Below are 20,673 nucleotides of genomic sequence, written 5' to 3' on the forward strand. Positions count from 1 at the left end.
CCTTACAGAAACGTCGCGATTTCCTCGAGCGGCTTCTTCTCCGTGGCGTGCGCGGGAATGGTGGCGCCTTCCTTCGGGTAGCCGACCACCATGAGGATGTAGGGCTTGTCGTGCGGGTGGCGGCCGCACAGCTCGTTGAGGAAGCCCATCGGGTTCGGCGTGTGGGTGAGGGTGGCGAGCCCGGCGCGGTGCAGGGCAGCGATCAGGAAGCCGGTGGCGATGCTGACGGATTCGGGCACGTAGTAGTTCTTCCGCGTCACGCCGTCCGCCGAGCGGCTCTTGCGCTCGCCGAAAATGCAGATCAGCCAGGGCGCTTCTTCGAGGAACGGCTTGTCGGCATCGGTGCCGAGCGGCGTCAGCGCCTGCAGCCATTCTTCGCCGGCACGACCTTCATAGAAGATTCTTTCTTCCGCCTCGGCCGCCTCCCGAATCTGCTTCTTGATCGCCGCATCGCCGATGGCGACGAAATGCCAGGGCTGGTGGTTGGCGCCGTTCGGCGCCGTGCCGGCGGCCTTGATGCAGGTTTCGATGATGTCGCGCGGCACGGGGCGCGAGGAGAAGTCGCGCACCGTGTGGCGGGTGCGAATCTCGTCGTAGAAGGCTTGCGCCCGCGCCCGCATCTCCTTAATCGGATGCTCCCGGTAATCGGGCAGCGGAATCGGTCGGTATTCCGTGGTCGGATGCATGGTCATGCTGACATCTCCTCCTGCTCAGCGCCCGGCGGCATGTCGCCCGGCATTGCGGCCGGAAAAGATGCAACCGCCGAGGAAGGTTCCCTCGAGTGCGTTGTAGCCGTGATAGCCGCCGCCGCCGAAACCCGCCACCTCGCCGGCGGCATAGAGGCCGGGCACGGGAGCGCCGTCCGCATCGAGCACCTGGCCATCGAGGTTGGTGTGCAATCCGCCCAGGGTCTTGCGGGTCAGCACATGCAGGCGAACGGCGATCAGAGGCCCGTTTGCCGGGTCGAGGATCCTGTGCGGTTTCGCGGTGCGGATCAGCTTGTCGCCGAGATAGCGGCGGGCGCCGCGGATGGCCGTCACCTGAGCGTCCTTGGAGAAGGGATTGGCGATCTCGCGGTCGCGCGCCTCGATCTGCGCCTGCAGCCGGTCGCGAGCGATCAGCGGTTCGCCGGCAAGGGCGTTCATGCCTTCCACCAGCGCTGGAAGATCGTCGTGGACGATGAAATCCTCACCCTTCTCCTTGAACGCCTCGACGGGCGGCGGAGCGCCCTTGCCTCGCCGGCTTCTGAGGACGTTCAGCCAGCTCCTGGAGGTCAGGTCCGGGTTCTGCTCGGAGCCCGACAGGGCGAATTCCTTCTCGATGATCTTCTGCGTCAGCACGAACCAGGAATAATCGTAGCCCGTGGCGAGGATGTGCTTCAGCGTCGACAGGGTGTCGAAGCCCGGCAGGCAGGGCGCCGGCAGGCGGTTGCCCGTGGCGTCGAACCACAACGAGGAAGGGCCGGGCAGGATGCGGATGCCGTGGCCCGGCCAGATCGGCGCCCAGTTCCGCACGCCCTCGGTGTAGTGCCACATGCGGTCGGTGTTGATCGTCGCGCCGCCGGCCTGCCGTGTGATCTCGATCATGCGGCCGTCCACATGGTGCGGCACGCCGGCGATCATTGTCCTGGGTGCCGGTCCCAGGCGGCCGGTCGGCCAGTTCTTGCGCACCAGCTCCAGATCGCCGCCAATGCCGCCGGAGGCGACGATCACCGCTGCACCGGCCAGCTCGAAATCGCTGACGATCCCGCGCCCGGATTGCTGGCCCCGATCGACGGTGGAAGGTTCGAGCACCTCGCCGGCCACACCCGTGACGGCGCCGCCGCTGCGGATCAGTCGGCTCGCCCGGTGCCGGAACATGAGCGCGATCCTGCCGGCCCGCGCATGCGCCAGAACACGAGCGGCAAAGGGCTCGACCACGCCCGGCCCCGTGCCCCAGGTGATGTGGAAGCGGGGCACGGAGTTGCCGTGCCCGTCGGCCTTGCCGCCGCCACGCTCGGCCCAGCCGACGACGGGGAACCAGCGCATGCCCATGGCGTACAGCCAGGACCGCATCTCGCCGGCGGCGAAGTCGATATAGGCCTCCGCCACGCGGCGCGGCCAGAAATCCTCTTGGCGGTCGAACTGCGCCGAACCCAGCCAATCCTGCCAGGCGAGTTCGCGGTTGTCGGCGATGCGCATGCGCCGCTGCTCCGGACTGTCGACGAAGAACAGGCCGCCGAGCGACCAGAAGGCCTGGCCGCCGAGCGAGTTCTCCCCCTCCTGCTCGAGGATCGCGACGCGCCGGCCCGCATCGGCCAGCTCCGCCGCTGCAACGAGGCCGGCAAGACCCGCGCCGACGATGATCGCGTCAAAGGTTTCAGCCATCTCCCCTCCTTGCCGCATCGGCGGCAGGCGCCACTGTCCGATGCTTTGCGAAGAGGGGCAAGGGGACTTCCTGACCCTAATCCCCGTAGCGCATTTCCAGATGCCTGCGGAAATGCGCGACGTTGAGCGGCTCGCCGGTCGCCTTCTCAATCAGCTCCGGCGTTGAGAGGAGCGAGGCCTGCGACCAGATCCGCTCGCGCCGCCAGTCGTTGACCGCATCGAACCGTCCGCCCGCGAACTGTGCCTCGACGTCCGGAATCTCCTTTTCGATCGCCGCCCATTGCTGCGCGGCGATCATCGCGCCCAGCGTATAGGAAGGGAAATAGCCGAAGGCGGCGGAGGGCCAATGCACGTCCTGCATCGGCCCGTCTTCCGGCGCGTCGATGGTCGACAGGCCGAGATAGTCGCGCATCTTCTGGTCCCAGGCCTCCGGCAGGTCCTTCGCCTCCAGCGTGCCTGAGATGAGGCCCTGCTCCAGCTCGAAACGCAGGATGACATGCAAGGGATACGTCACCTCGTCGGCATCGACGCGGATCAGCCCGCGCTCCACGTGATGAACGTGGGCGAGGATCTCGTCCTTCGACCATTTCTCGCCGAGGTGCTTTTCCACCACCGGCAAGGCCCATTCCCAGAAGGCCGGGTTGCGGCCGATCTGCTTTTCGACGAACAGGCTCTGGCTCTCATGCATGGCCATACCGCGCGCCTTGCCGAGCGGCCAGTGCGCCCATTCCCGGGGCAGGTTCTGTTCGTAGAGCGCGTGCCCCGTCTCGTGCAGGATGCCCATCAGCGACGACAGGAACTCGGTGGTCCTGTAGCGCGTGGTGATGCGCACGTCCGTCGGCACGCCGCCGCAGAAGGGATGGTGCGAGACCGACAGGCTGCCGCGCGTCAGGTCGAAGCCCACGGCCGCCATCATGGCAAGCCCCAGCTCGCGCTGCCGCTCGATCGGATAATTGCCCGACAGTGGACGAAGCGGATGCATCGCGCGGCGTTTTGCCTGCGCATCCAGCGCCCGCGGGACGAAATCGACGAGGAACGCCTTCAACTCGGCGAAGATCGGCGCCACGTCGGCGACGCGGTTGCCGGGATCGAACTGTTCCATCAGCGCGTCGTAGGGGGCGAGGCCGAGCACCTCGGCGCGCCGCCCGGCCTCCTCGCGGGCAAGCTCCACCACGCCTTCCAGCGCCGGCAGGAAGGCCGCCCAGTCGCCCTTGGCTCGCAGCTCGCGCCAGAGCTGCTCGCAGCGCATGCGGGTGCGCGTCTGGCGCTCGACGAATTCGGTCGGCAGGCAGGTCAGATTGACGTAGTGGCGGCGGAACTCGCCGACGGCGGCCTTCTGCTCGGCGCTCAGGCCCTCCGCTTCGGCGGCGGCGATCCAGTCGGCGATCTCGGGAGCACTCGCCTGGCGGTGAGCAAGGCCGGCCAGCGTCGACATCGCCTCGGCCCGTGCCTCTCCGCCGCCGGGGGCCATGTGGGTCGCCTCGTCGGCGCCGAGAATGGCGAGCGCGTGCTCGAAGGCCTGGAGCTTGTGGCCGAGTTCATCGAGTTTCTGGAAGGACATGCGACACCTCAATTGAAGACGCGGGCAAGGGACACGAAGACGAACGTCTTCGCAAGACCGCAATTGCGCGATCGAGGATGTTCAGCGCTCGGTGAGCTTCAGCTCGATGCGGCGGTTCTTGGCTCTCGCCTCGGGGGCGTCGGCGTCGTCGAGCGGCTGGAACTCGCCAAAGCCGGCGGCGACCAGGCGGTTGGCCGGCACGCCGTTCTCGATCAGGAATTTGACGACCGCCGTGGCGCGCGCCGTCGAAAGCTCCCAATTGTCGCGGAAACGGCCCGTGCCCGACAGCGGCACGTCGTCCGTGTGGCCGTCGACGCGCAGCACCCAGTTGATCTCCGGCGGGATTTCCTTCTGCAGTTCGAGGATGGCACCGGCGAGCTTGCGCATCTCCTCCTGTCCGTTCGGGTTGATCTCCGTGGCGCCCGACGGAAACAGCACCTCCGACTGGAAGACGAAGCGGTCGCCGACGATGCGGATGTTCTCGCGGTCCGACAGGATCTCGCGCAGGCGGCCGAAGAAGTCGGAGCGGTAGCGGTTCAGTTCCTGGACGCGCTGGGCGAGCGCGACGTTGAGGCGGCGGCCGAGATCGGCGATCTTGGCGTTCGATTCCCGGTCGCGCTTCTCGGAAACCTCGAGGGCCGCCTCCAGGGCGCCGATCTGCTTGCGCAGGGCGGAAATCTGCTGGTTGAGCAATTCCACCTGCGACAGGGCGCGCTGGCTGATCTGCCGTTCGCCTTCCAGTTCGCCGGTGAGGGCGCCGATGCGGGCCGCCGCTTCCTCGCCCTGTCCGGCACCGCTTGCCAGAAGCTGCTCGAGACGGGATTTGTCGGCTTCGGCCTCTGCGAGGGAGGCGCGCAGATTGGCAAGCGCATCCTCGGCATCCTGCGCATTGGCCTGCTCCAGCGACAGAAGCTGCGTCAACTCGTTGATCTGTGCGTTGAGCCGGTCGAGCACCGCGTCCTTGCCGGTGATCTCCTGGCTCAGGAAATACTGCGCCAGCACGAAGACGGAAAGCAGGAACATGATGGCGAGCAGAAGTGTCGCCAGTGCATCGACGAAACCCGGCCAGTAGTCGACGCGCCGGTCTGTGCGGCGTGCGCGGGCCAGCGCCATGTCAGTCTTCCCGCTTTCTGAGCGAAGAGGCGAGCTTCTCGAGCGTCGAGCGCATGGCCTTCTGCTCCTCCGCCTGGGCTTCCACCCAGTCACGCATCATCTGCTGTTCCTGGCGCATGTTCTTGACCAGTCCGGAAATGCCTTCGGCAAGATTGGCCATCGAAGCTGCGAGACGCGGGTTGCCGGTTCCGTTTTCATGCAGGGTGCGCAGCTTCTCGGCCAGCGCCTGCATCTCCTCGGAGGTGCCGTTGCGCCCCTCGACGAGATCGGAGCCGAGGTCGGTGACCGACGACAGCCAGTTCTCGAGCTCGGTGTAGAAGCGGTTCTGCGCCCGGCCCGCCTGCAGGTCGAGGAACCCCAGGATGAGCGAGCCGGAAAGGCCGAACAGCGACGAGGAAAACGCCGTGCCCATGCCCTCGAGCGGCGCCGAGAGGCCGGATTTCAACGCATCGAGCACATCGTTGGCGTTGCCCGAGGCGGGGTCGAGCGACTGGATGGTGTCGCCGATGGAGCCGATCGTCTGCAAGAGGCCCCAGAAGGTGCCGAGCAGGCCGAGAAACACCAGCAGGCCGATCAGGTAGCGCGAGATGTCGCGGCTCTCGTCGAGCCTGGTGGCGATGGAATCGAGGATCGACCGCATCGAGCTGGTCGACAGCGCCACGGAGGAAGCACGGCTGAGAAGCGCCTTCATCGGCGCCAGCAGGACGGGGTCGGAGGCTTCCGTGCCGATGCGGAAGGAATTGACCCAGCGCACCTCGCGGAACAGGCGCGTGACCTGCAGGAAGGCGAGCAGAACGCCGATCAGGAGAACGCCGAGGATCAGGCCGTTCAGCCCCGGATTGGTCTGGAAGGCCGAGGAGATCTGGCGATAGAGGATCGCGGAGACGAAGCCGGCGATCGCCAGGAAGACCAGCATCGAATAGAGGAAGACCTGGGGGCTGGACAGGGTGCGCGGATCATAGTCGATCCCGATGGACGGCTCGTCATCCTCCCGTGATTTCAGCAAGGCCATCTGCTCCTCGTGTCCGTTGCGACGCTGAACCGGCAATGATTCCTGATATCGCCGACTCTAATCGCAAATATGACGAAATTGAAAGTGAGGCGGTCGGAACGAACGGTAATCACGGTGCGGTCGAACGAAACCGGCGCCGTTTGCTGAAGCCGGCGACCGGTCGAGATGATTCACCATTCCGGTTCCGCGCGTCGGAGCCTGCGGTGCCGACGGCGGTGAAAATGGACTATTTGAGCGGCTTTGCCAGGGTCTTCAGCAGCGCGCGGTGGATCGCCTCGTTGCCGGCGACGATCTTGCCGGTCTCGAAGATCGCCTGGCCGCCGTCCCTGTCGGAAACGAAACCGCCGGCCTCGCGCACCATGATGATGCCGGCCGCCATGTCCCAGGGCGACAGAGCGTCCTCCCAGAACCCGTCCATGCGGCCGGCGGCGACATAGGCGAGGTCGAGGGCGGCCGAGCCCAGCCGGCGGATGCCGGCCGTCTCGCCCATCACGTTGCGCAGGTCGAGCAGGGCGTTGCCATGGTGGCCGCGGCCGAGATGCGGGATGCCGGTGCCGATCACCGCGTCGGAGAGCTTGGTGCGGGCCGCGACGCGCAGGCGTCGGTCGTTGAGGAACGCGCCGCCGCCACGCTCGGCGGTGTAGAGTTCGTCCATCGCCGGATTGTAGATGACGCCGGCGACGATCTGGCCCTGCCGCTCGAGGGCGATTGAGATCGAAAAGACCGGGATGCCGTGCAGGAAGTTCGTCGTGCCGTCGAGCGGGTCGACAATCCAGCGATGCTGCGGGTCGTCTCCTTCGACCGTGCCGCTCTCCTCCATCAGGAAGGAGTAGCCGGGCCGGGCGCGCGCGAGTTCCGCGTGAATGATCTCTTCGGCCTTGCGGTCGGCCTGGCTGACATAGTCGCCGGGACCTTTCAGCGAGACCTGCAGGTTCTGCACCTCGCCGAAGTCACGCGACAGCGAGCGGCCCGCCTTCATGGCAGCCGAAACCATAACGTTGATGATCGCCGAACGGGCCATGAAACCTCAGCCTTCGCCTTTTATTCGTATGGTAGCGCGCGGGGTTATTCGCCGCGCCGCAGATAGGTGATTTCGTTGGTGTCGACGATGATCTTCTCGCCGGCCTGGATGAACGGCGGAACCATCACCCGGACGCCGTTCTCCATCACCGCGGGCTTATAGGAAGAGGCGGCCGTCTGGCCCTTCACCACCGGATCGGCTTCGACGACCTCGAGGGTCACCTGGTCCGGCAGCGAGATGCCGATCGGCTTTTCCTCGTAGAGCTCGACGGTCACCGTCATGCCATCCTGCAGGAAGGCGGCGCGGTCGCCGACGAAATCCTTCTGCAGCTCGAGCTGCTCGTAGGATTCGGAATCCATGAAGACCAGGGCCTCGCCCTGTTCGTAGAGGAAGGTGAAGTCCTTCTGCTCGAGACGGACCTTCTCCACCGTCTCGGCGGCGCGGAAACGCTCGTTGAGCTTGGTGCCGTCGATCAGGTTCTTCAGTTCGACCTGGTTGTAGGCGCCGCCCTTGCCGGGCTTCACCGCGTTGGTCTTGACCGCGACCCAGAGGCCGCCATTATGCTCGATGACGTTGCCGGGGCGGATTTCGTTGCCGTTGATTTTCATGCTGAATCGTCCTGCGGGTCTTCGGCGCGTCAAAGCGCGCGATTTGGCGCCTCCAAGACCACAAAACGCCTGCCAAGGCAAGACGCACACCGTTTCCGTTGCCGAAAAGGTCAGCGCAGCCGGTTGGCGCGCTGGATGGCCTCCTTCATTTCCTCCGGCGTGAGGCCGGCGAGGAAATCCTCCATCTCGCGATCGATCAGGCCGGCGCGGCGTGCGGAGATATACCAGGCGGCGGCTTCACGGGGGCGGGGCTCGGTGCCGACGCCGGCCCGGTAGAGCTTGGCGAGCCGGTTCTGGGCGGCGATGTTGCCGCCTTCCGCGGCGCGCTTCAGCCAGTTGAAGCCGGTCGCCGTGTCGCGCGGGCCTCCGCGGCCGTCGACCATCCAGGTGCCGAGATCGAGCTGCGCCGTGTCGAAGCCCTGGGTTGCCGAGCGCAGCAGCCAGTCGCGGGCCTTCCTGTCGTCGGCGGCCTTGCCGCCGAAACCGTTGGCATAGACCTGGGCCATCGCATATTGCGCATCGGCGAGGCCGGCATTCGCGGCCTTCTCGTAATAGCCGACGGCGCGCTTCTCGCTCTCCAGTCCCGGATGCCGGTCGAGCATCATCTGCGCGAGGTTGAACTGCGCCAGCCGGTTGCCGCTGTCGGCGGCGATCCGCATCAGTTCATAGGCGCGGTCGGAATCCTTTCCGACGAACGTGCCGTCGAGCAGCATCAGCGCATATTGGAACTGGGCCTCCGGGACCCCCTGTTCGGCCGCCTTGGCATACCATTGGGCGGCCTTCTTCGCGTCGCGCGGCATGCCGAGCCCGCGCGCATAGATCTCCGCCACCAGGGTCTGCGCCGCCGGGTCGCCGTTTTCGGCGCGCGGCAATGCGAGATTGTGCGCGGTGATGTAGTAGCCGCGCTGGAACGCCCCGTAGGCGGCATCGGGGAGGTGGCCGAAGCGGTTGGGATCGACCTGGTCGACGGTCGGACTGTCGAGCGGCCTGTCGCCGGGCGGCTGAAGCCGATCGGCGAGCGGTTCGTCGGCGATCTTCGGATCGACCGCCTGGTCCGCCGCGGCAAAGGCCGGGTCGGCCAGCGCCAGCAGGGCGGCGGTCAGGAAGCCGATCGGACGATGGCGCGCTCTCATGCTCAGGCCTCTTCGAATTCCGGTGCCGTTCGATCAAGAATGGCGTTGGCCTCGGCAACCGCCCTGGCAGGATCCGTGTCGTCGGAGAACACGGCCGCACAGAGGGCGACGAAATCCGCTCCGCTCTCAGCCACCGCGGTGACCGATGCCACCTCGTTGCCGCCGAGCACGATGCATGGCAGCTCGACCATCTGCGACCACCATGACGCCAGAGTGAGGTTGCGCGGATGCGGCTCGGGCTTGTTGTCGTATCCGAAGCGGCCGAAGAACACATAGTCGGGCTGCATCTCGCCGCGCTCCAGCGCATCGTCGCGGGTCTTGATGGCGCCGGCGCCGATCATCAGGCGGTCGCGGTATTTCTCCGCCGTCCCGGCGAGATCGGCGAGCGGACCTTCGACATGGATGCCGTCGGCCTTGGCGCGCGCGGCGATGCGCGGCGCACCGGCGATCATCACGGCGATCCCGCGCGCCTGGGCGAGCGGCGTCAGCCGCTCGGCGCGCGCCTGGAAGCTCACTTCGTCCTGGCCGTAATCGGGTATGATCAGCGATGCCACGTCGCCGGCGGCAAGCGCGGCCTCCACGTGGCTGTCGTCATTGGCGGCCAGTTCGGGCGGCGGGGCAATCAGCACGAGGCGGCAGCGGTTCTGCATGGTCTCATCACTCCTGGCTCTCGACGGCCGACCGGGCCTCGTTTTTGGCCCGCCATTTTGGTTTGAATGGGGCATAGACGAAGCGTGGGGCGCGCGACAAGGAGAATCGCCCCGGCTGAATGCCCGGCTGAATGAAAGTGGCACGAAACCGGCTGCCCCCTCGCCAAAACGGGGCGATGGCGCTATGCCTGTTCCCGCCCGGCCGTCGGGCCGCACGACCGATCCTCGATGACGCCAATCCTGACCGACCCCACATTCTACCTCGCCGCGCTACCGGCCGTCTTTCTGGTCGGGCTGTCAAAAGGCGGTTTCGGCGGAGCCATGGCGCTGCTGGGTGTGCCGCTGCTGTCGCTGGTCGTGCCGCCGGTGCAGGCGGCGGCGATCCTGCTGCCGATCCTCATCGTCATGGACATGGTTTCGCTGTGGGCCTGGCGCGGCTTTTTCGATCCGCGCACGCTGTCGATCATGCTGCCTGGTGCCCTTCTCGGCATCGCCATCGGCTGGGCGACGGCGGCCGTGGTGACGGAAGGGCACGTCCGGGTCATCGTCGGCCTGGTGGCGCTGGCCTTCTTCCTGCGCTGGCTGAGCGAAAAGCTGGGCGGGCGCGACCGCATCGCGAGCCACAGCGCGCCGCGCGGCCTGTTCTGGGGCGCGACCGCCGGCTTCACCAGCTTCGTCGCCCACGCCGGCGGACCACCCTACCAGGTCTACGCCCTGCCCCTGAAGCAGGATCCGAAGCTCTACACCGGCACCAGCGTGATCTTCTTCGCGGTGGTCAACGCGGTGAAGCTGATCCCCTATTTCGCGCTCGGCCAGTTCGACCAGGCGAACCTGACGGCCTCCCTGATGCTGGTGCCGCTGGCACCGGTCGCCACGCTGACCGGTGTCTGGGTGATCAAGCGCATGAAGCCGGCGGTCTTCTACCCGTTCATGTATGGCATGGTGCTCATCGTTTCGCTGAAGCTCATCCATGACGGCCTGTCCGATCTTCTGGGGTGGTGACGCTGTTCAGCGCGTGTGCTTAATAGACAAAAAAACGGGAGGATTCTGGTGGCTGAAAACATGTATGAGCGGGATCTCGACAAGAACTCCGCCAATTACCAGCCCTTGACGCCGCTCGTGTTCCTCGAGCGGGCCGCAAAGGTCTTTCCCGAGCGAGTAGCGGTCGTGCACGGCCGGCAACGCCTGTCCTACGCCGCATTCTGGGAGCGCTCGCTGAAGCTGGCTTCGGCGCTGGAGCGCCACGGCATCGGCAAGGGCGACACGGTGACGGTGATGTTGTCGAACACGCCGGCGATGCTGGAAGCCCATCACGGCGTGCCGATGGTCAAGGCCGTGCTTCATTCCCTCAACACCCGCCTCGATGCAGCGATCATCGCCTTCCAGCTAGACCATGCCGAGAGCAAGGTGGTGATCGTCGACCGCGAATTCTCCGGCGTGATGCAGGAGGCGCTGGCCCTGGCCAGCGTATCACCGCTGGTGATCGATTACGACGACCCGGAATTTCCGGAGGACGCGCCCTACGGGCAGGGCGACCGCATCGGCAGCATCGATTACGAGGCTTTCCTCGCCTCGGGCCGGGCGGATTTCGCCTGGTCGATGCCGGACGACGAGTGGGATGCGATCGCGCTGAACTATACGTCGGGCACGACCGGCAACCCGAAGGGGGTCGTCTATCATCACCGCGGCGCGGCGTTGATGGCCTACGCCAATACGGTGCATGCCGGTCTTGGCCGGGGCTCGGTCTATCTGTGGACGCTGCCGATGTTCCACTGCAACGGCTGGTGCTTTCCCTGGACGCTCGCGGTCACCGGCAGCACGCATGTGTGCCTGCGCTGGGTGCGCGCCAAGGCGATGTATGATGCGATCGCCGATCACGGCGTCACGCATCTTTGCGGCGCGCCCATCGTCATGTCGGCATTGCTCAACGCGCCGGACGGCGAGAAGCGGGACTTTCCGCAGACCGTCACCTTCAACACGGCGGCCGCCCCGCCGCCGGAATCCATCCTTTCGGGGATGGCCGACGCCGGTTTCGCGGTCACCCATCTCTACGGCCTGACCGAGACTTACGGTCCGGCCGTGGTGAACGAATGGAAGGGCGAATGGGACGCGCTCGACAGCGCCGGACAGGCGATGCGCAAGGCGCGTCAGGGGGTGCGCTACGCGGCGCTCGAGGGCCTTGCCGTGATGGATCCGCAAACCATGGCCGAGACACCGCGCGACGGCGAGACGATCGGCGAGGTGATGTTCCGCGGCAACATCGTGATGAAGGGGTATCTGAAGAACAAGGCGGCGAGCGAGGAGGCCTTTGCCGGCGGCTGGTTCCACTCGGGCGATTTGGGCGTCGTGCATCCCGACGGCTATATCCAGCTGAAGGACCGCTCCAAGGACATCATCATCTCCGGCGGCGAGAACATCTCCTCCATCGAGGTGGAGGATGCGCTCTACAAGCATCCGGCGATCGCCGCCTGCGGCGTGGTGGCGAAGACGCACGAGAAATGGGGGGAAACGCCGGTCGCCTTCGTCGAACTGAAGCCCGGCCGCACGGCGACGGAGAGCGAGATCCTCAACCATTGCCGGGCGCTTCTGGCGCATTTCAAATGCCCTAAGAGCGTTATTTTCTCTGAAATTCCAAAGACTTCGACGGGTAAGATTCAAAAATTCAGGCTGCGGGAGATGGCCGCAAGGCTATGAAGTAGAAACTATTTGAAACGACATTCGCGTCTTCCGTTAACCATTCATTAAGCTTTACGTGCGTTTACTGTGCTTATCCAGTGATCTGGATTCTTACCGAGTGGCTGGAGCCATTCTGTTTGACGCCTCCCTGTTTAAAACTCCTGAGAGCCGCCATCGCGGCTCTTTTTTTGGCCATTTGGGGATGTTAACCCTTTATTAAGGATAAGCTTGCCAACGGCTGTGGACGGGCGCATTTTGGCCATGAGCCGCAGTCATTGAGGCTCTCGTATGAGTATGATTGTAAGGGCAGTCCGGTCGCAGAACCGGCAAGTCGATCTTGGTGGGGCGTAAGCAAAATGATTGAAGGCGGGACCGGTCGCGCGACAACGATCAAGCTGGCCGAACATCGTGTTTTCTCGGATTCCTTCAAGCCGCTCTACAACCAGGGCATGGGACTGGTCGAGGAGGCCGCCGAGTATCTCGACGGCGAGGGGCGGGCCTCCGCCAAGGCGCTGTCGCCGACCGCTGCGGCCCTTTACGCGGCCGAATCCATGCGGCTCACCACGCGCCTGATGCAGCTTGCCTCCTGGCTTCTCCTGCAGCGCGCCGCCAACGCCGGCGAGATGACGCGCGATCAGGTGGCGGCGGAAAAATCCAAGGTCCGCCTCGACACGACCTCGCCGCAGGACAAGGCCCCGGACTGGTTGGCTCTGCCGGAAGCGTTTCGCGGTCTCGTGGTGCGATCCCTGCGCCTGCAGGATCTGGTCCGCCGGATGGACGACGAGATATACGGGACCGAGGCGCAGGAGACCGACCCTCTGGCCCTGCTCAGCACGAATCCCGTGTTCGAGCAGATCACCCTTCTCAAGACGGCCTTCGGGCATCGCTGAAAGCGACGCCGGCACCATTTTCGCGACCGGCCGGGGAAAGTCGCTGCGTGGCAACGGGCTCGCGCGCGGCTATGGTGGGCCATGAACATGGCGATTCGCATCATCGGGATAGACCCCGGCCTCAGGCGCACCGGCTGGGCCGTCATCGACGCGCAGGGCAACTCCCTGCGCTTCGTCGGTGCCGGCACCGTGCGCTCCGACGACAAGGCGGACCTCGCATCGCGCCTGTGCCAGTTGCATGACGGGCTGGCCGACATCGTCCACGACCACAGGCCGGACGAGGCGGCGGTGGAGGCGACCTTCGTCAACAAGGATGCCACCGCGACGTTGAAGCTCGGCCAGGCCCGCGGCATCGCCATGCTGGTTCCCGCCCGTGCCGGGCTGCGCGTGGCCGAATATGCGCCGAATGCGGTCAAGAAGGCGGTGATCGGGGTCGGCCATGGCGACAAGAAACAGATTCACATGATGGTCAAGGTGCTGATGCCGAAAGCGAGGTTCGACACGGACGACGCCGCCGACGCCATCGCCATCGCCATCTGTCATGCGCATCACCGGCAATCGGCGGTCGGCCGCCTCGCACTGGAAACCTTGAAATGATCGGCAAACTGAAGGGGCTCGTCGACGAGATCGGCGAGGATCATTGCATCATCGACGTGGGCGGTGTCGGCTATGTCGCCTATTGTCCGGCGCGCACGCTGTCGGGCCTGGAAGCGGGCACCGCGACGACGCTGTTCGTCGAGACCTATGTGCGCGAGGACATGATCCGGCTCTACGGGTTCCGCACGGCGCTGGACCGCGAGTGGTTCCGCCTGCTGCAGAACAATGTGCAGGGCGTCGGCGCCAAGGTGGCTTTGTCGGTGCTGTCGACCCTTTCGGCGCCGGAGCTCGCCAATGCGATCGCCCTCAAGGATGCGGCGACCGTGGCGCGCGCGCCGGGGGTCGGCAAGAAGGTGGCCGAACGCATCGTCGTCGAACTGAAGAGCAAGGCGCCGGCCTATGCGGGCGAGGCGAGCGGCACGATCGGCCTCAAGCAGGAGCTGGGCGAGGGCGTGGCGCCGACGCCCGTCGCCGACGCGGTCTCCGCGCTCGCCAATCTCGGCTATTCGCGCGACATCGCGGCAAATGCCGTCGCCGCCGCCCTCAAGAACGCCGGCGAGGGCGCGGATGCGGGCACGCTGATTAGGCTTGGCCTGAAGGAGCTGGCGCGGTAGTGGTGCGGTCCCAACAGATGGGTACCATCTGTTTCGGTCGGACCACCAGCATCGGTCCAGCGTGATCTAGAGAAATGGAAATTTGCGGATGACGGATGCCGACCGGCTCATTTCCGCCGACAAGCGCGGCGAGGACATCGACGCCACCATGCGGCCGCAGTCGCTGGACGAGTTCGTCGGCCAGAAGGCGGCGCGCGCCAATCTCAAGGTTTTCGTCGAGGCGGCGCGCGGTCGCGGCGAGGCGCTCGACCACGTGCTCTTCGTCGGCCCGCCGGGCCTCGGCAAGACGACGCTGGCGCAGATCATGGCGCGCGAGCTAGGCGTCAATTTCCGCTCCACTTCTGGCCCGGTCATTGCCAAGGCCGGCGACCTGGCGGCGCTTCTGACCAATCTGGAAGAGCGCGACGTGCTCTTCATCGACGAGATCCACCGGCTCAATCCGGCGGTGGAGGAAATCCTCTATCCGGCGATGGAGGATTTCCAGCTCGACCTGATCATCGGCGAGGGGCCTGCCGCGCGTTCGGTGAAGATCGATCTCGCCAAGTTCACGCTGGTGGCCGCGACGACCCGTCTCGGCCTGCTCACCACGCCGCTGCGCGACCGGTTCGGCATTCCCGTGCGGCTCGACTTCTACACGGTCGACGAGCTGCAATCGATCGTCACGCGGGGGGCGCGCATTCTCGGCCTGCCGCTGGCCGGCGACGGGGCGGAGGAAATCGCCCGCCGGGCGCGCGGGACACCGCGCATCGCCGGCCGCCTGCTGCGCCGCGTTCGCGACTTCGCGACGGTGGCGGGGGTGAGCGAGGTAACGCGCAAGGTGGCCGACGAGGCCCTGTCGCGGCTCGAGGTGGATGCGCTCGGGCTCGATCAGCTCGACCGGCGCTACCTGACCATGATCGTCGAGAATTTCGGCGGCGGGCCGGTCGGCATCGAGACCATAGCGGCCGCCCTCTCCGAGCCGCGCGATGCCATCGAGGACATCATCGAGCCCTACATGATCCAGCAGGGCTTCATCCAGCGCACGCCGCGCGGGCGGGTGCTGGCCGCCAAGGCGTGGCGCCACATGGGGCTGCAGCCGCCGAAGGAACTCGCCCAGACGCAGATCAGCCTGTTCCAGCAGGGAGAGGACGAATGAGCGGCAAGGCGGGCAACCCCAGCGTCGGCCTTGCCGGAGAGCTCACCTCCTTCGGCCATCGGCTGGCGGCGCGCGTCTATTTTGCCGACACGGACTTCACCGGCGTCGTCTACCACGCCCGGTATCTGGAGTTTCTCGAGCGGGGGCGGTCCGATTTCCTGCGGCTTGCGGGCGTCCATCACACCGAGCTGGCGGACGGCAAGCATGGCGAAACGCTGGCCTGGGTGGTGCGGCGCATGGAGATCGATTTTCGCCAGCCTGCACGTATCGACGACATCGTCACCATCGAGACGCGGACCGAGGCGATCTCGGGCGCACGCATCTTCATGGCGCAGAGACTGCTGCGCGATGAAGATGTCCTCGTCGAAGCAAAGGTGGAGGCCGCCATCATCGGCAGCGGGGGCAAGCCGCGGCGGTTTCCGAAGGAGTGGCTCGCTGCATTCGCGCCAAAATCAGGCTGATCCGCGATTCCTAACGCTTAATTAACCATAACGGGTCATGAAGAAATTCATGAAATCCGTCGCGAATCCGTGCGCCTTCCTTTCACCAAAATTTCCCGGAAAAAGGAGCGCTGAAGCATCTTGCGGAGACGCCTCGGAGTAGACGAGGGCAACGGCACGCAAGCGGGGGCGCGACCGGAACCGAGATGTACGCCGCCCTGATCTTAAGAGGATGATGATCCATGGAAAGTGTTACGCTCGCCGCACCGGGTGGGGAGTTGTCGATCTGGGCGCTGTTCTGGCAGGCCGGATGGGTGGTCAAGCTGGTGATGATCGGGCTTCTCGTTGCCTCGGTCTGGACCTGGGCCATCATCATCGACAAGCTGATCGCCTATGCGCGCATGCGGACCGCGCTCAACCGTTTTGAGAAGACCTTCTGGTCCGGTCAGTCGCTCGAAGACCTCTATCGTGCCCTTTCGGAACGCAAGACCTCCGGCATGGGATCGATCTTCGTCGCCGCCATGCGCGAGTGGAAGAAGAGCTTCGAGAAGGGCGCTCGCTCGCCGATCGGCTTGCAGACGCGCATCGACAAGGCCATGGACCTGGCGCTGACGCGCGAGATGGAGCGGCTCGAAAGCCGGCTCGGCTTCCTCGCCTCGATCGGGTCCTCGGCGCCCTTTATCGGCCTGTTCGGCACGGTGGTCGGCATCATGACCTCGTTCCAGGCGATCGCCGGCTCGAAATCCACCAACCTGGCGGTGGTGGCGCCCGGCATCGCCGAGGCGCTGCTGGCGACGGCAATCGGCCTGCTCGCAGCCATCCCGGCGGTCATCGCCTACAACAAGCTGTCGTCGGATGCTGGCAAGCTGGGCGGCCGCATGGAAGGCTTCGCGGACGAGTTTTCAACCATCCTGTCGCGGCAGATCGACGAAAAGGTCGCTGCCAAGGCCGCTTAGGAGTCTGGATATGGGGATGTCAGTCGGTACGGCAGGCAATGGCGGGCGGCGGCGCGGCAGGCGCGGATCGCGCACCGGCCTGATTTCGGAAATCAACGTCACGCCGTTCGTCGACGTGATGCTGGTGCTGCTCATCATCTTCATGGTCGCAGCCCCCCTGTTGACGGTCGGCGTGCCCATCGACCTGCCGGAGACGCAGGCACGGGCGCTCAATTCGGAAACCCAGCCGATCACCGTTTCGGTGAACGACAAGGGGCAGGTCTATCTGCAGGAAACCGAGGTTCCGCTGAACGAGGTGGTGGCGAAGCTGCAGGCGATCGCGCGGTCGGGATACGACGAGCGCATCTATGTGCGCGGCGACCGCTCGGCCGATTACGGCACCGTCATGCAGGTGATGGCGCGCATCTCGGCGGCCGGCTACCGCAATCTCGGGCTGGTGACCTTACAGGAACAGGAAAACTGACCGGATGAAGACGGGTCTCGTCACATCGGTTACGCTTCATGCAGCGCTGCTCGGTGTCGGGCTGTTTTCGCTGTCGGCGCCGCGCGCCTATGAGGTGACGGATGTCGAGGCGCTGCCGGTGGACATCATCCCCATCGAATCGATCACGCAGATCCAGGAGGGCGACAAGAAGGCCGAGCTTTCCGAAAAGCCCGCGCCGACGCCCACCAAGCGCCCTGACCCGGTGCCGGACGCGCAGAAGGCCGGCGAAAACGATGTCGACCTGAAGACGCCGCCGACGCCGCAGAGCAAGCCGCGCGAGGTCGAGCAGGCAGCCGAACCGCCGCCTTCGCCGAAGCCGCAGCCCAAGCCCGAGCCGAAACCGCAGCCCGAAACCCAGGAGGCCAAGGCGGAAAAGACCCCCGTACCGGCCACTGAGGTGCGCCCGCAGCCGCAGCCCAAGCAGGAGGTCAAGCCCGACCCCGTGGCCGAGACGATCGTCGCGGAAAGCCCGGAGGCCGAGAGCGTGAGCCTTCCGAACACCGCGCCCGTGCCGCAGGCAAGGCCCCAGCCTCCGAAGGCGAGCACCGCCAAGGCGCCGGAGCGCAAGGATTCCGAAAAGCCGGTGCAGAAGACGGCCTCGAAACCGAAGACGCAGGATTCCGACAAGCTGTTCGACGAGGTCGCCGCGCTTCTCAACAAGGACAAAGCCTCGGGCGGCGGCGCGAAGCGCTCGCAGGAAAAGGCCTCCCTCGGCGGCGAGCGCAAGACCTCCGGACAAAAGCTGACGCAGAGCGAGATGGACGCGCTGCGCGGCCAGATCCAGCGCTGCTGGAACGTGCCGGCCGGCGCGCTCGATGCGGAGAACCTGAAGGTCTCGATCCAGCTGCGGCTCGACGCCAGCGGTGCCATTGAGGGCAGCCCGCAGATCATTTCCGGCGGCAACGGCTCGATGGTGGAGCGGGCGGCAGCCGAGTCGGCGCGCCGCGCCGTGCTGCAGTGCGCGCCCTACAACCTGCCGGCCGAAAAATACGAAGCATGGGCGGATGTCATCGTCCATTTCGATCCAAGCGACATGTTTTAGGGTCAGGACCTATGAATATGACCACAATGGCGCTCGATAGACCAAGAGATGCAAGGAAAAGCCCGCAGAGCGGGGTCTTTCCCCCGGTCAAGGGCTTTGACGCGGCAGCGCGCCGGTCTATCGAGCGTCCTTCGGATCGGCCTGATTTGCACGGGCTACTTTGTCGCAAGACCTTGAAAGACGTGAAGTCTTCCTGCGGTCCTGCTCCGCGTATCCGCACAAATCAGGCCGACCATTGCGGCCATATTCATAGGTCCTGCCCCTAACCATGGCACCATCCGCACAGCGATGGGGACTGAAGCCTAACCGAAGTGGGAGAGGCCAGAGCAAATGCAGACTTTCGTGAGAGCCACCTTCTTGATTGCGGCGATGGCCGCGGGGTTCGTCATGGCAACCTTGCCGGCACGCGCGCTGGTGGAAATCGACATCAACAAGGGCGTCGTCGAGCCGCTGCCGATCGCCATCACCGAGTTCATCTCGGCCGACGGCAAGGGCGCGGAGATCGCCGGCGTGGTCGAAGCCGATCTGAGGCGCTCGGGCCTCTTCGCGCCGATCGAAAAAGGCGCCTTCATCGAGAAGATCTCGAATCCGGACGCCGCGCCCCGCTTCCAGGACTGGACGGTAATCAACGCGCAGGCGCTGGTGACGGGCAAGGTGACGGAGACGGGCGACGGCCGCCTGCGCGCCGAATACCGCCTGTGGGACACGTTCGCAGGCCAGCAGCTGGTCGGCGAGCAGTTCTTTTCGAGCAAGGACAAATGGCGGCGCATCGCCCACATCATCGCCGACAGCATCTATCAGCGGCTGACCGGCGAAACCGGCTATTTCGACACGCGCATCGTCTATGTGGACGAATCCGGCCCACGCAACAACCGCGTGAAGCGGCTCGCTATCATGGATCAGGACGGTGCCAACCAGCGCTTCCTCACCGACGGCCGCTCGATCGTCCTGACGCCGCGCTTCTCGCCGACGCGCCAGGAAATCACCTACATGTCCTATGAGGGCGGCCAGCCGCAGGTCTATCTGCTGCAGCTCGAGACCGGTCAGCGCGAGCTGGTCGGCAACTTCCCCGGCATGACCTTCGCACCGCGCTTCTCGCCCAATGGCCAGCGCATCGTCATGAGCCTGTTGCGCGACGACGGCAATTCCAACATCTTCGCCATGGACCTGCGCAGCCGCAACACGACGCGGCTGACGACGGCCAACGCCATCGACACATCGCCTTCCTATTCGCCCGACGGCACGCAGGTGGTGTTCACCTCGGACCGCGGCGGCCGCGCGCAGATCTACGTGATGAGCGCCGAGGGCGGCAATCCGCAGCGCATTTCCTTCGGTGACGGCACCTATTCGACGCCGGTGTGGTCGCCGCGCGGCGATCTCATCGCCTTCACCAAGCAGACCGGTGGCGAGTTCCAGATCGGCGTCATGCGCACCGACGGTTCGGGCGAGCGCATCCTGTCCTCCGGCTTCCTGCAGGAGGGGCCGACCTGGGCGCCGAACGGGCGTGTCCTGATGTTCTTCCGCCAGCCGGCAGGATCGGGTGGCCCGCAGCTCTATTCGATCGACCTGACCGGCCGCCACGAGCAGAAGATCCCGACGGCCAATTTCGGTTCTGATCCCGCCTGGTCGCCGCTGCTCGAGTAGCCGCGGGACGGCCCGGCGGCCATGTCGCGTTTCTGCCGCATTTTAAGCTAGTTTGCGCGAAATAACGGTCCAAAGTCGGATCGGTAAGGCTTCGTTAACCGCGTTTCTTGAGGGGGCCTTAACGGCAACGTGGTTACTGATCGTTGAACAAAATTTTTCAAATCTGAAGGAGAGGTGGCCATGCGCTCCATCGCGGCCATAGCCAGAAATCCAGCCTGCGTCGCCCTGGTCGCCGCATTGGCGGTAGCGGGATGTGCGAACCAGAAGAACGTGCCGAATTCGGCCGCTGACCTCGGTCTTGGCGGTGCCGGCGGGCCTCCCGGCTCGCAGCAGGAGTTCACCGTCAGCATCGGCGATCGCATTTTCTTCGACACCGATTCCTCGGTCATCCGCGCCGATGCGCAGGGCGTCCTGACGCGGCAGGCGCAGTGGCTGAACCAGTACACCAGCTATTCGATCACGCTCGAGGGCCACGCCGACGAGCGCGGCACGCGCGAATACAACCTGGCGCTGGGCGCCCGGCGCGCGGCGGCGGCACGCGACTTCCTGGTGGCGCGCGGCGTTGCGGCAAACCGCATCCGCACCATCTCCTACGGCAAGGAGCGCCCGGTGGCGACCTGCGACGACATCTCGTGCTGGACGCAGAACCGCCGCGCGGTGACCGTGCTCAACGGCGGCAGCAGCTGATACCTGCAACACGGCAACAAAAGGCCGCGCTGCCCGGAAGGGCG

Annotated in this window: 21 protein-coding genes; 12 read left to right on the forward strand and 9 right to left on the reverse strand. The window is 65.6% G+C overall.

What is annotated here, in order from left to right; genetic code table 11:
• Positions 1–2 precede the first annotated feature (2 nt).
• The 9 genes from NUU27_RS13725 to NUU27_RS13765 all read right to left on the reverse strand — a co-directional run bounded on the left by NUU27_RS13725 (position 3) and on the right by NUU27_RS13765 (position 9,464).
• A complete protein-coding gene (locus NUU27_RS13725; protein ID WP_257762679.1) occupies positions 3–692 on the reverse strand; it encodes a nitroreductase family protein in 690 nt (229 codons plus the stop codon).
• A gap of 18 nt (positions 693–710) precedes the next feature.
• On the reverse strand, positions 711–2,366 hold the full coding sequence (locus NUU27_RS13730) for an FAD-binding dehydrogenase (RefSeq protein ID WP_257762680.1): 1,656 nt from the start codon (positions 2,364–2,366) through the stop codon (positions 711–713).
• Positions 2,367–2,442: 76 nt separating this feature from the next.
• Positions 2,443–3,927, reverse strand: a complete 1,485-nt coding sequence (locus NUU27_RS13735) for a carboxypeptidase M32 (protein WP_257762681.1) — start codon at positions 3,925–3,927, stop codon at positions 2,443–2,445.
• A gap of 81 nt (positions 3,928–4,008) precedes the next feature.
• Complete coding sequence (locus tag NUU27_RS13740; RefSeq protein ID WP_257762682.1) at positions 4,009–5,040, reverse strand: peptidoglycan -binding protein; 1,032 nt, start codon at positions 5,038–5,040, stop codon at positions 4,009–4,011.
• A 1-nt stretch (position 5,041) separates the two neighbouring features.
• Complete coding sequence (locus NUU27_RS13745) at positions 5,042–6,052, reverse strand: MotA/TolQ/ExbB proton channel family protein (protein WP_257762683.1); 1,011 nt, start codon at positions 6,050–6,052, stop codon at positions 5,042–5,044.
• A gap of 226 nt (positions 6,053–6,278) precedes the next feature.
• Entirely contained in the window at positions 6,279–7,073 is a 795-nt protein-coding gene (locus tag NUU27_RS13750; protein ID WP_257762684.1) for an inositol monophosphatase family protein, read from the reverse strand.
• Positions 7,074–7,117: 44 nt separating this feature from the next.
• Positions 7,118–7,681, reverse strand: a complete 564-nt coding sequence (gene efp / locus NUU27_RS13755; protein WP_257762685.1) for an elongation factor P — start codon at positions 7,679–7,681, stop codon at positions 7,118–7,120.
• 110 nt (positions 7,682–7,791) lie between these two features.
• Positions 7,792–8,814 (reverse strand): tetratricopeptide repeat protein, encoded by a 1,023-nt coding sequence (locus NUU27_RS13760; RefSeq protein ID WP_257762686.1) that lies wholly within the window; start codon positions 8,812–8,814, stop codon positions 7,792–7,794.
• 2 nt (positions 8,815–8,816) lie between these two features.
• Positions 8,817–9,464 (reverse strand): thiamine phosphate synthase, encoded by a 648-nt coding sequence (locus NUU27_RS13765; RefSeq protein WP_374566834.1) that lies wholly within the window; start codon positions 9,462–9,464, stop codon positions 8,817–8,819.
• A 228-nt stretch (positions 9,465–9,692) separates the two neighbouring features.
• Between NUU27_RS13765 and NUU27_RS13770 the strand changes: the two genes are divergently transcribed.
• The 12 genes from NUU27_RS13770 to pal all read left to right on the forward strand — a co-directional run bounded on the left by NUU27_RS13770 (position 9,693) and on the right by pal (position 20,629).
• Positions 9,693–10,466, forward strand: coding sequence for a sulfite exporter TauE/SafE family protein (locus tag NUU27_RS13770; protein ID WP_257762687.1), 774 nt, complete (start codon positions 9,693–9,695; stop codon positions 10,464–10,466).
• Between the two features lie 60 nt (positions 10,467–10,526).
• Positions 10,527–12,158 carry an acyl-CoA synthetase gene (locus tag NUU27_RS13775; protein WP_257762699.1) on the forward strand — a complete coding sequence of 544 codons (1,632 nt, stop codon included), beginning with the start codon at positions 10,527–10,529 and terminating at the stop codon, positions 12,156–12,158.
• A gap of 338 nt (positions 12,159–12,496) precedes the next feature.
• Positions 12,497–13,030: a DUF1465 family protein gene (locus NUU27_RS13780; protein ID WP_257762688.1), complete on the forward strand. Its 534-nt coding sequence runs from the start codon at positions 12,497–12,499 to the stop codon at positions 13,028–13,030.
• An 81-nt stretch (positions 13,031–13,111) separates the two neighbouring features.
• Positions 13,112–13,627, forward strand: coding sequence for a crossover junction endodeoxyribonuclease RuvC (gene ruvC, locus NUU27_RS13785; RefSeq protein WP_257762689.1), 516 nt, complete (start codon positions 13,112–13,114; stop codon positions 13,625–13,627).
• Positions 13,624–14,241 carry a Holliday junction branch migration protein RuvA gene (gene ruvA, locus NUU27_RS13790; protein WP_257762690.1) on the forward strand — a complete coding sequence of 206 codons (618 nt, stop codon included), beginning with the start codon at positions 13,624–13,626 and terminating at the stop codon, positions 14,239–14,241. The genes ruvC and ruvA overlap by 4 nt, the downstream gene beginning before the upstream one ends.
• Before the next feature lie 88 nt (positions 14,242–14,329).
• Positions 14,330–15,376: a Holliday junction branch migration DNA helicase RuvB gene (ruvB, locus tag NUU27_RS13795; protein WP_257762691.1), complete on the forward strand. Its 1,047-nt coding sequence runs from the start codon at positions 14,330–14,332 to the stop codon at positions 15,374–15,376.
• Positions 15,373–15,837, forward strand: coding sequence for a tol-pal system-associated acyl-CoA thioesterase (gene ybgC / locus NUU27_RS13800; protein WP_308219967.1), 465 nt, complete (start codon positions 15,373–15,375; stop codon positions 15,835–15,837). Before ruvB ends, ybgC begins: the two co-directional genes overlap by 4 nt.
• 221 nt (positions 15,838–16,058) lie before the next feature.
• Positions 16,059–16,772 carry a protein TolQ gene (gene tolQ, locus NUU27_RS13805; RefSeq protein ID WP_257762692.1) on the forward strand — a complete coding sequence of 238 codons (714 nt, stop codon included), beginning with the start codon at positions 16,059–16,061 and terminating at the stop codon, positions 16,770–16,772.
• A 10-nt stretch (positions 16,773–16,782) separates the two neighbouring features.
• The gene (tolR, locus tag NUU27_RS13810) at positions 16,783–17,235 is read left to right on the forward strand and encodes a protein TolR (protein WP_257762693.1); all 453 of its coding nucleotides are present in this window, start codon (positions 16,783–16,785) and stop codon (positions 17,233–17,235) included.
• A gap of 4 nt (positions 17,236–17,239) precedes the next feature.
• Positions 17,240–18,298 carry a hypothetical protein gene (locus NUU27_RS13815; protein ID WP_257762694.1) on the forward strand — a complete coding sequence of 353 codons (1,059 nt, stop codon included), beginning with the start codon at positions 17,240–17,242 and terminating at the stop codon, positions 18,296–18,298.
• A gap of 330 nt (positions 18,299–18,628) precedes the next feature.
• Positions 18,629–19,942, forward strand: a complete 1,314-nt coding sequence (tolB, locus tag NUU27_RS13820; protein ID WP_257762695.1) for a Tol-Pal system beta propeller repeat protein TolB — start codon at positions 18,629–18,631, stop codon at positions 19,940–19,942.
• Positions 19,943–20,122: 180 nt separating this feature from the next.
• The gene (gene pal / locus NUU27_RS13825; RefSeq protein ID WP_257762696.1) at positions 20,123–20,629 is read left to right on the forward strand and encodes a peptidoglycan-associated lipoprotein Pal; all 507 of its coding nucleotides are present in this window, start codon (positions 20,123–20,125) and stop codon (positions 20,627–20,629) included.
• Positions 20,630–20,673 lie beyond the last annotated feature (44 nt).

The organism is Nitratireductor sp. ZSWI3 (assembly GCF_024655565.1).
In the GTDB taxonomy this organism is placed as follows: Bacteria; Pseudomonadota; Alphaproteobacteria; order Rhizobiales; family Rhizobiaceae; genus Nitratireductor.

Coding starts and splice junctions, on each gene's coding strand:
- ruvA (WP_257762690.1), top strand. CDS start 13,624: ATGATCGGCAAACTGAAGGGGCTCGTCGACGAGATCGGCGAGGATCAT.
- ybgC (WP_308219967.1), top strand. CDS start 15,373: ATGAGCGGCAAGGCGGGCAACCCCAGCGTCGGCCTTGCCGGAGAGCTC.
- NUU27_RS13815 (WP_257762694.1), top strand. CDS start 17,240: ATGAAGACGGGTCTCGTCACATCGGTTACGCTTCATGCAGCGCTGCTC.
- ruvC (WP_257762689.1), top strand. CDS start 13,112: ATGAACATGGCGATTCGCATCATCGGGATAGACCCCGGCCTCAGGCGC.
- efp (WP_257762685.1), bottom strand. CDS start 7,681: ATGAAAATCAACGGCAACGAAATCCGCCCCGGCAACGTCATCGAGCAT.
- NUU27_RS13730 (WP_257762680.1), bottom strand. CDS start 2,366: ATGGCTGAAACCTTTGACGCGATCATCGTCGGCGCGGGTCTTGCCGGC.
- ruvB (WP_257762691.1), top strand. CDS start 14,330: ATGACGGATGCCGACCGGCTCATTTCCGCCGACAAGCGCGGCGAGGAC.
- NUU27_RS13725 (WP_257762679.1), bottom strand. CDS start 692: ATGACCATGCATCCGACCACGGAATACCGACCGATTCCGCTGCCCGAT.
- NUU27_RS13765 (WP_374566834.1), bottom strand. CDS start 9,464: ATGCAGAACCGCTGCCGCCTCGTGCTGATTGCCCCGCCGCCCGAACTG.
- NUU27_RS13740 (WP_257762682.1), bottom strand. CDS start 5,040: ATGGCGCTGGCCCGCGCACGCCGCACAGACCGGCGCGTCGACTACTGG.
- NUU27_RS13770 (WP_257762687.1), top strand. CDS start 9,693: ATGACGCCAATCCTGACCGACCCCACATTCTACCTCGCCGCGCTACCG.
- tolB (WP_257762695.1), top strand. CDS start 18,629: ATGCAGACTTTCGTGAGAGCCACCTTCTTGATTGCGGCGATGGCCGCG.
- tolQ (WP_257762692.1), top strand. CDS start 16,059: ATGGAAAGTGTTACGCTCGCCGCACCGGGTGGGGAGTTGTCGATCTGG.
- NUU27_RS13745 (WP_257762683.1), bottom strand. CDS start 6,052: ATGGCCTTGCTGAAATCACGGGAGGATGACGAGCCGTCCATCGGGATC.
- NUU27_RS13735 (WP_257762681.1), bottom strand. CDS start 3,927: ATGTCCTTCCAGAAACTCGATGAACTCGGCCACAAGCTCCAGGCCTTC.
- NUU27_RS13780 (WP_257762688.1), top strand. CDS start 12,497: ATGATTGAAGGCGGGACCGGTCGCGCGACAACGATCAAGCTGGCCGAA.
- NUU27_RS13775 (WP_257762699.1), top strand. CDS start 10,527: ATGTATGAGCGGGATCTCGACAAGAACTCCGCCAATTACCAGCCCTTG.
- tolR (WP_257762693.1), top strand. CDS start 16,783: ATGGGGATGTCAGTCGGTACGGCAGGCAATGGCGGGCGGCGGCGCGGC.
- NUU27_RS13760 (WP_257762686.1), bottom strand. CDS start 8,814: ATGAGAGCGCGCCATCGTCCGATCGGCTTCCTGACCGCCGCCCTGCTG.
- pal (WP_257762696.1), top strand. CDS start 20,123: ATGCGCTCCATCGCGGCCATAGCCAGAAATCCAGCCTGCGTCGCCCTG.
- NUU27_RS13750 (WP_257762684.1), bottom strand. CDS start 7,073: ATGGCCCGTTCGGCGATCATCAACGTTATGGTTTCGGCTGCCATGAAG.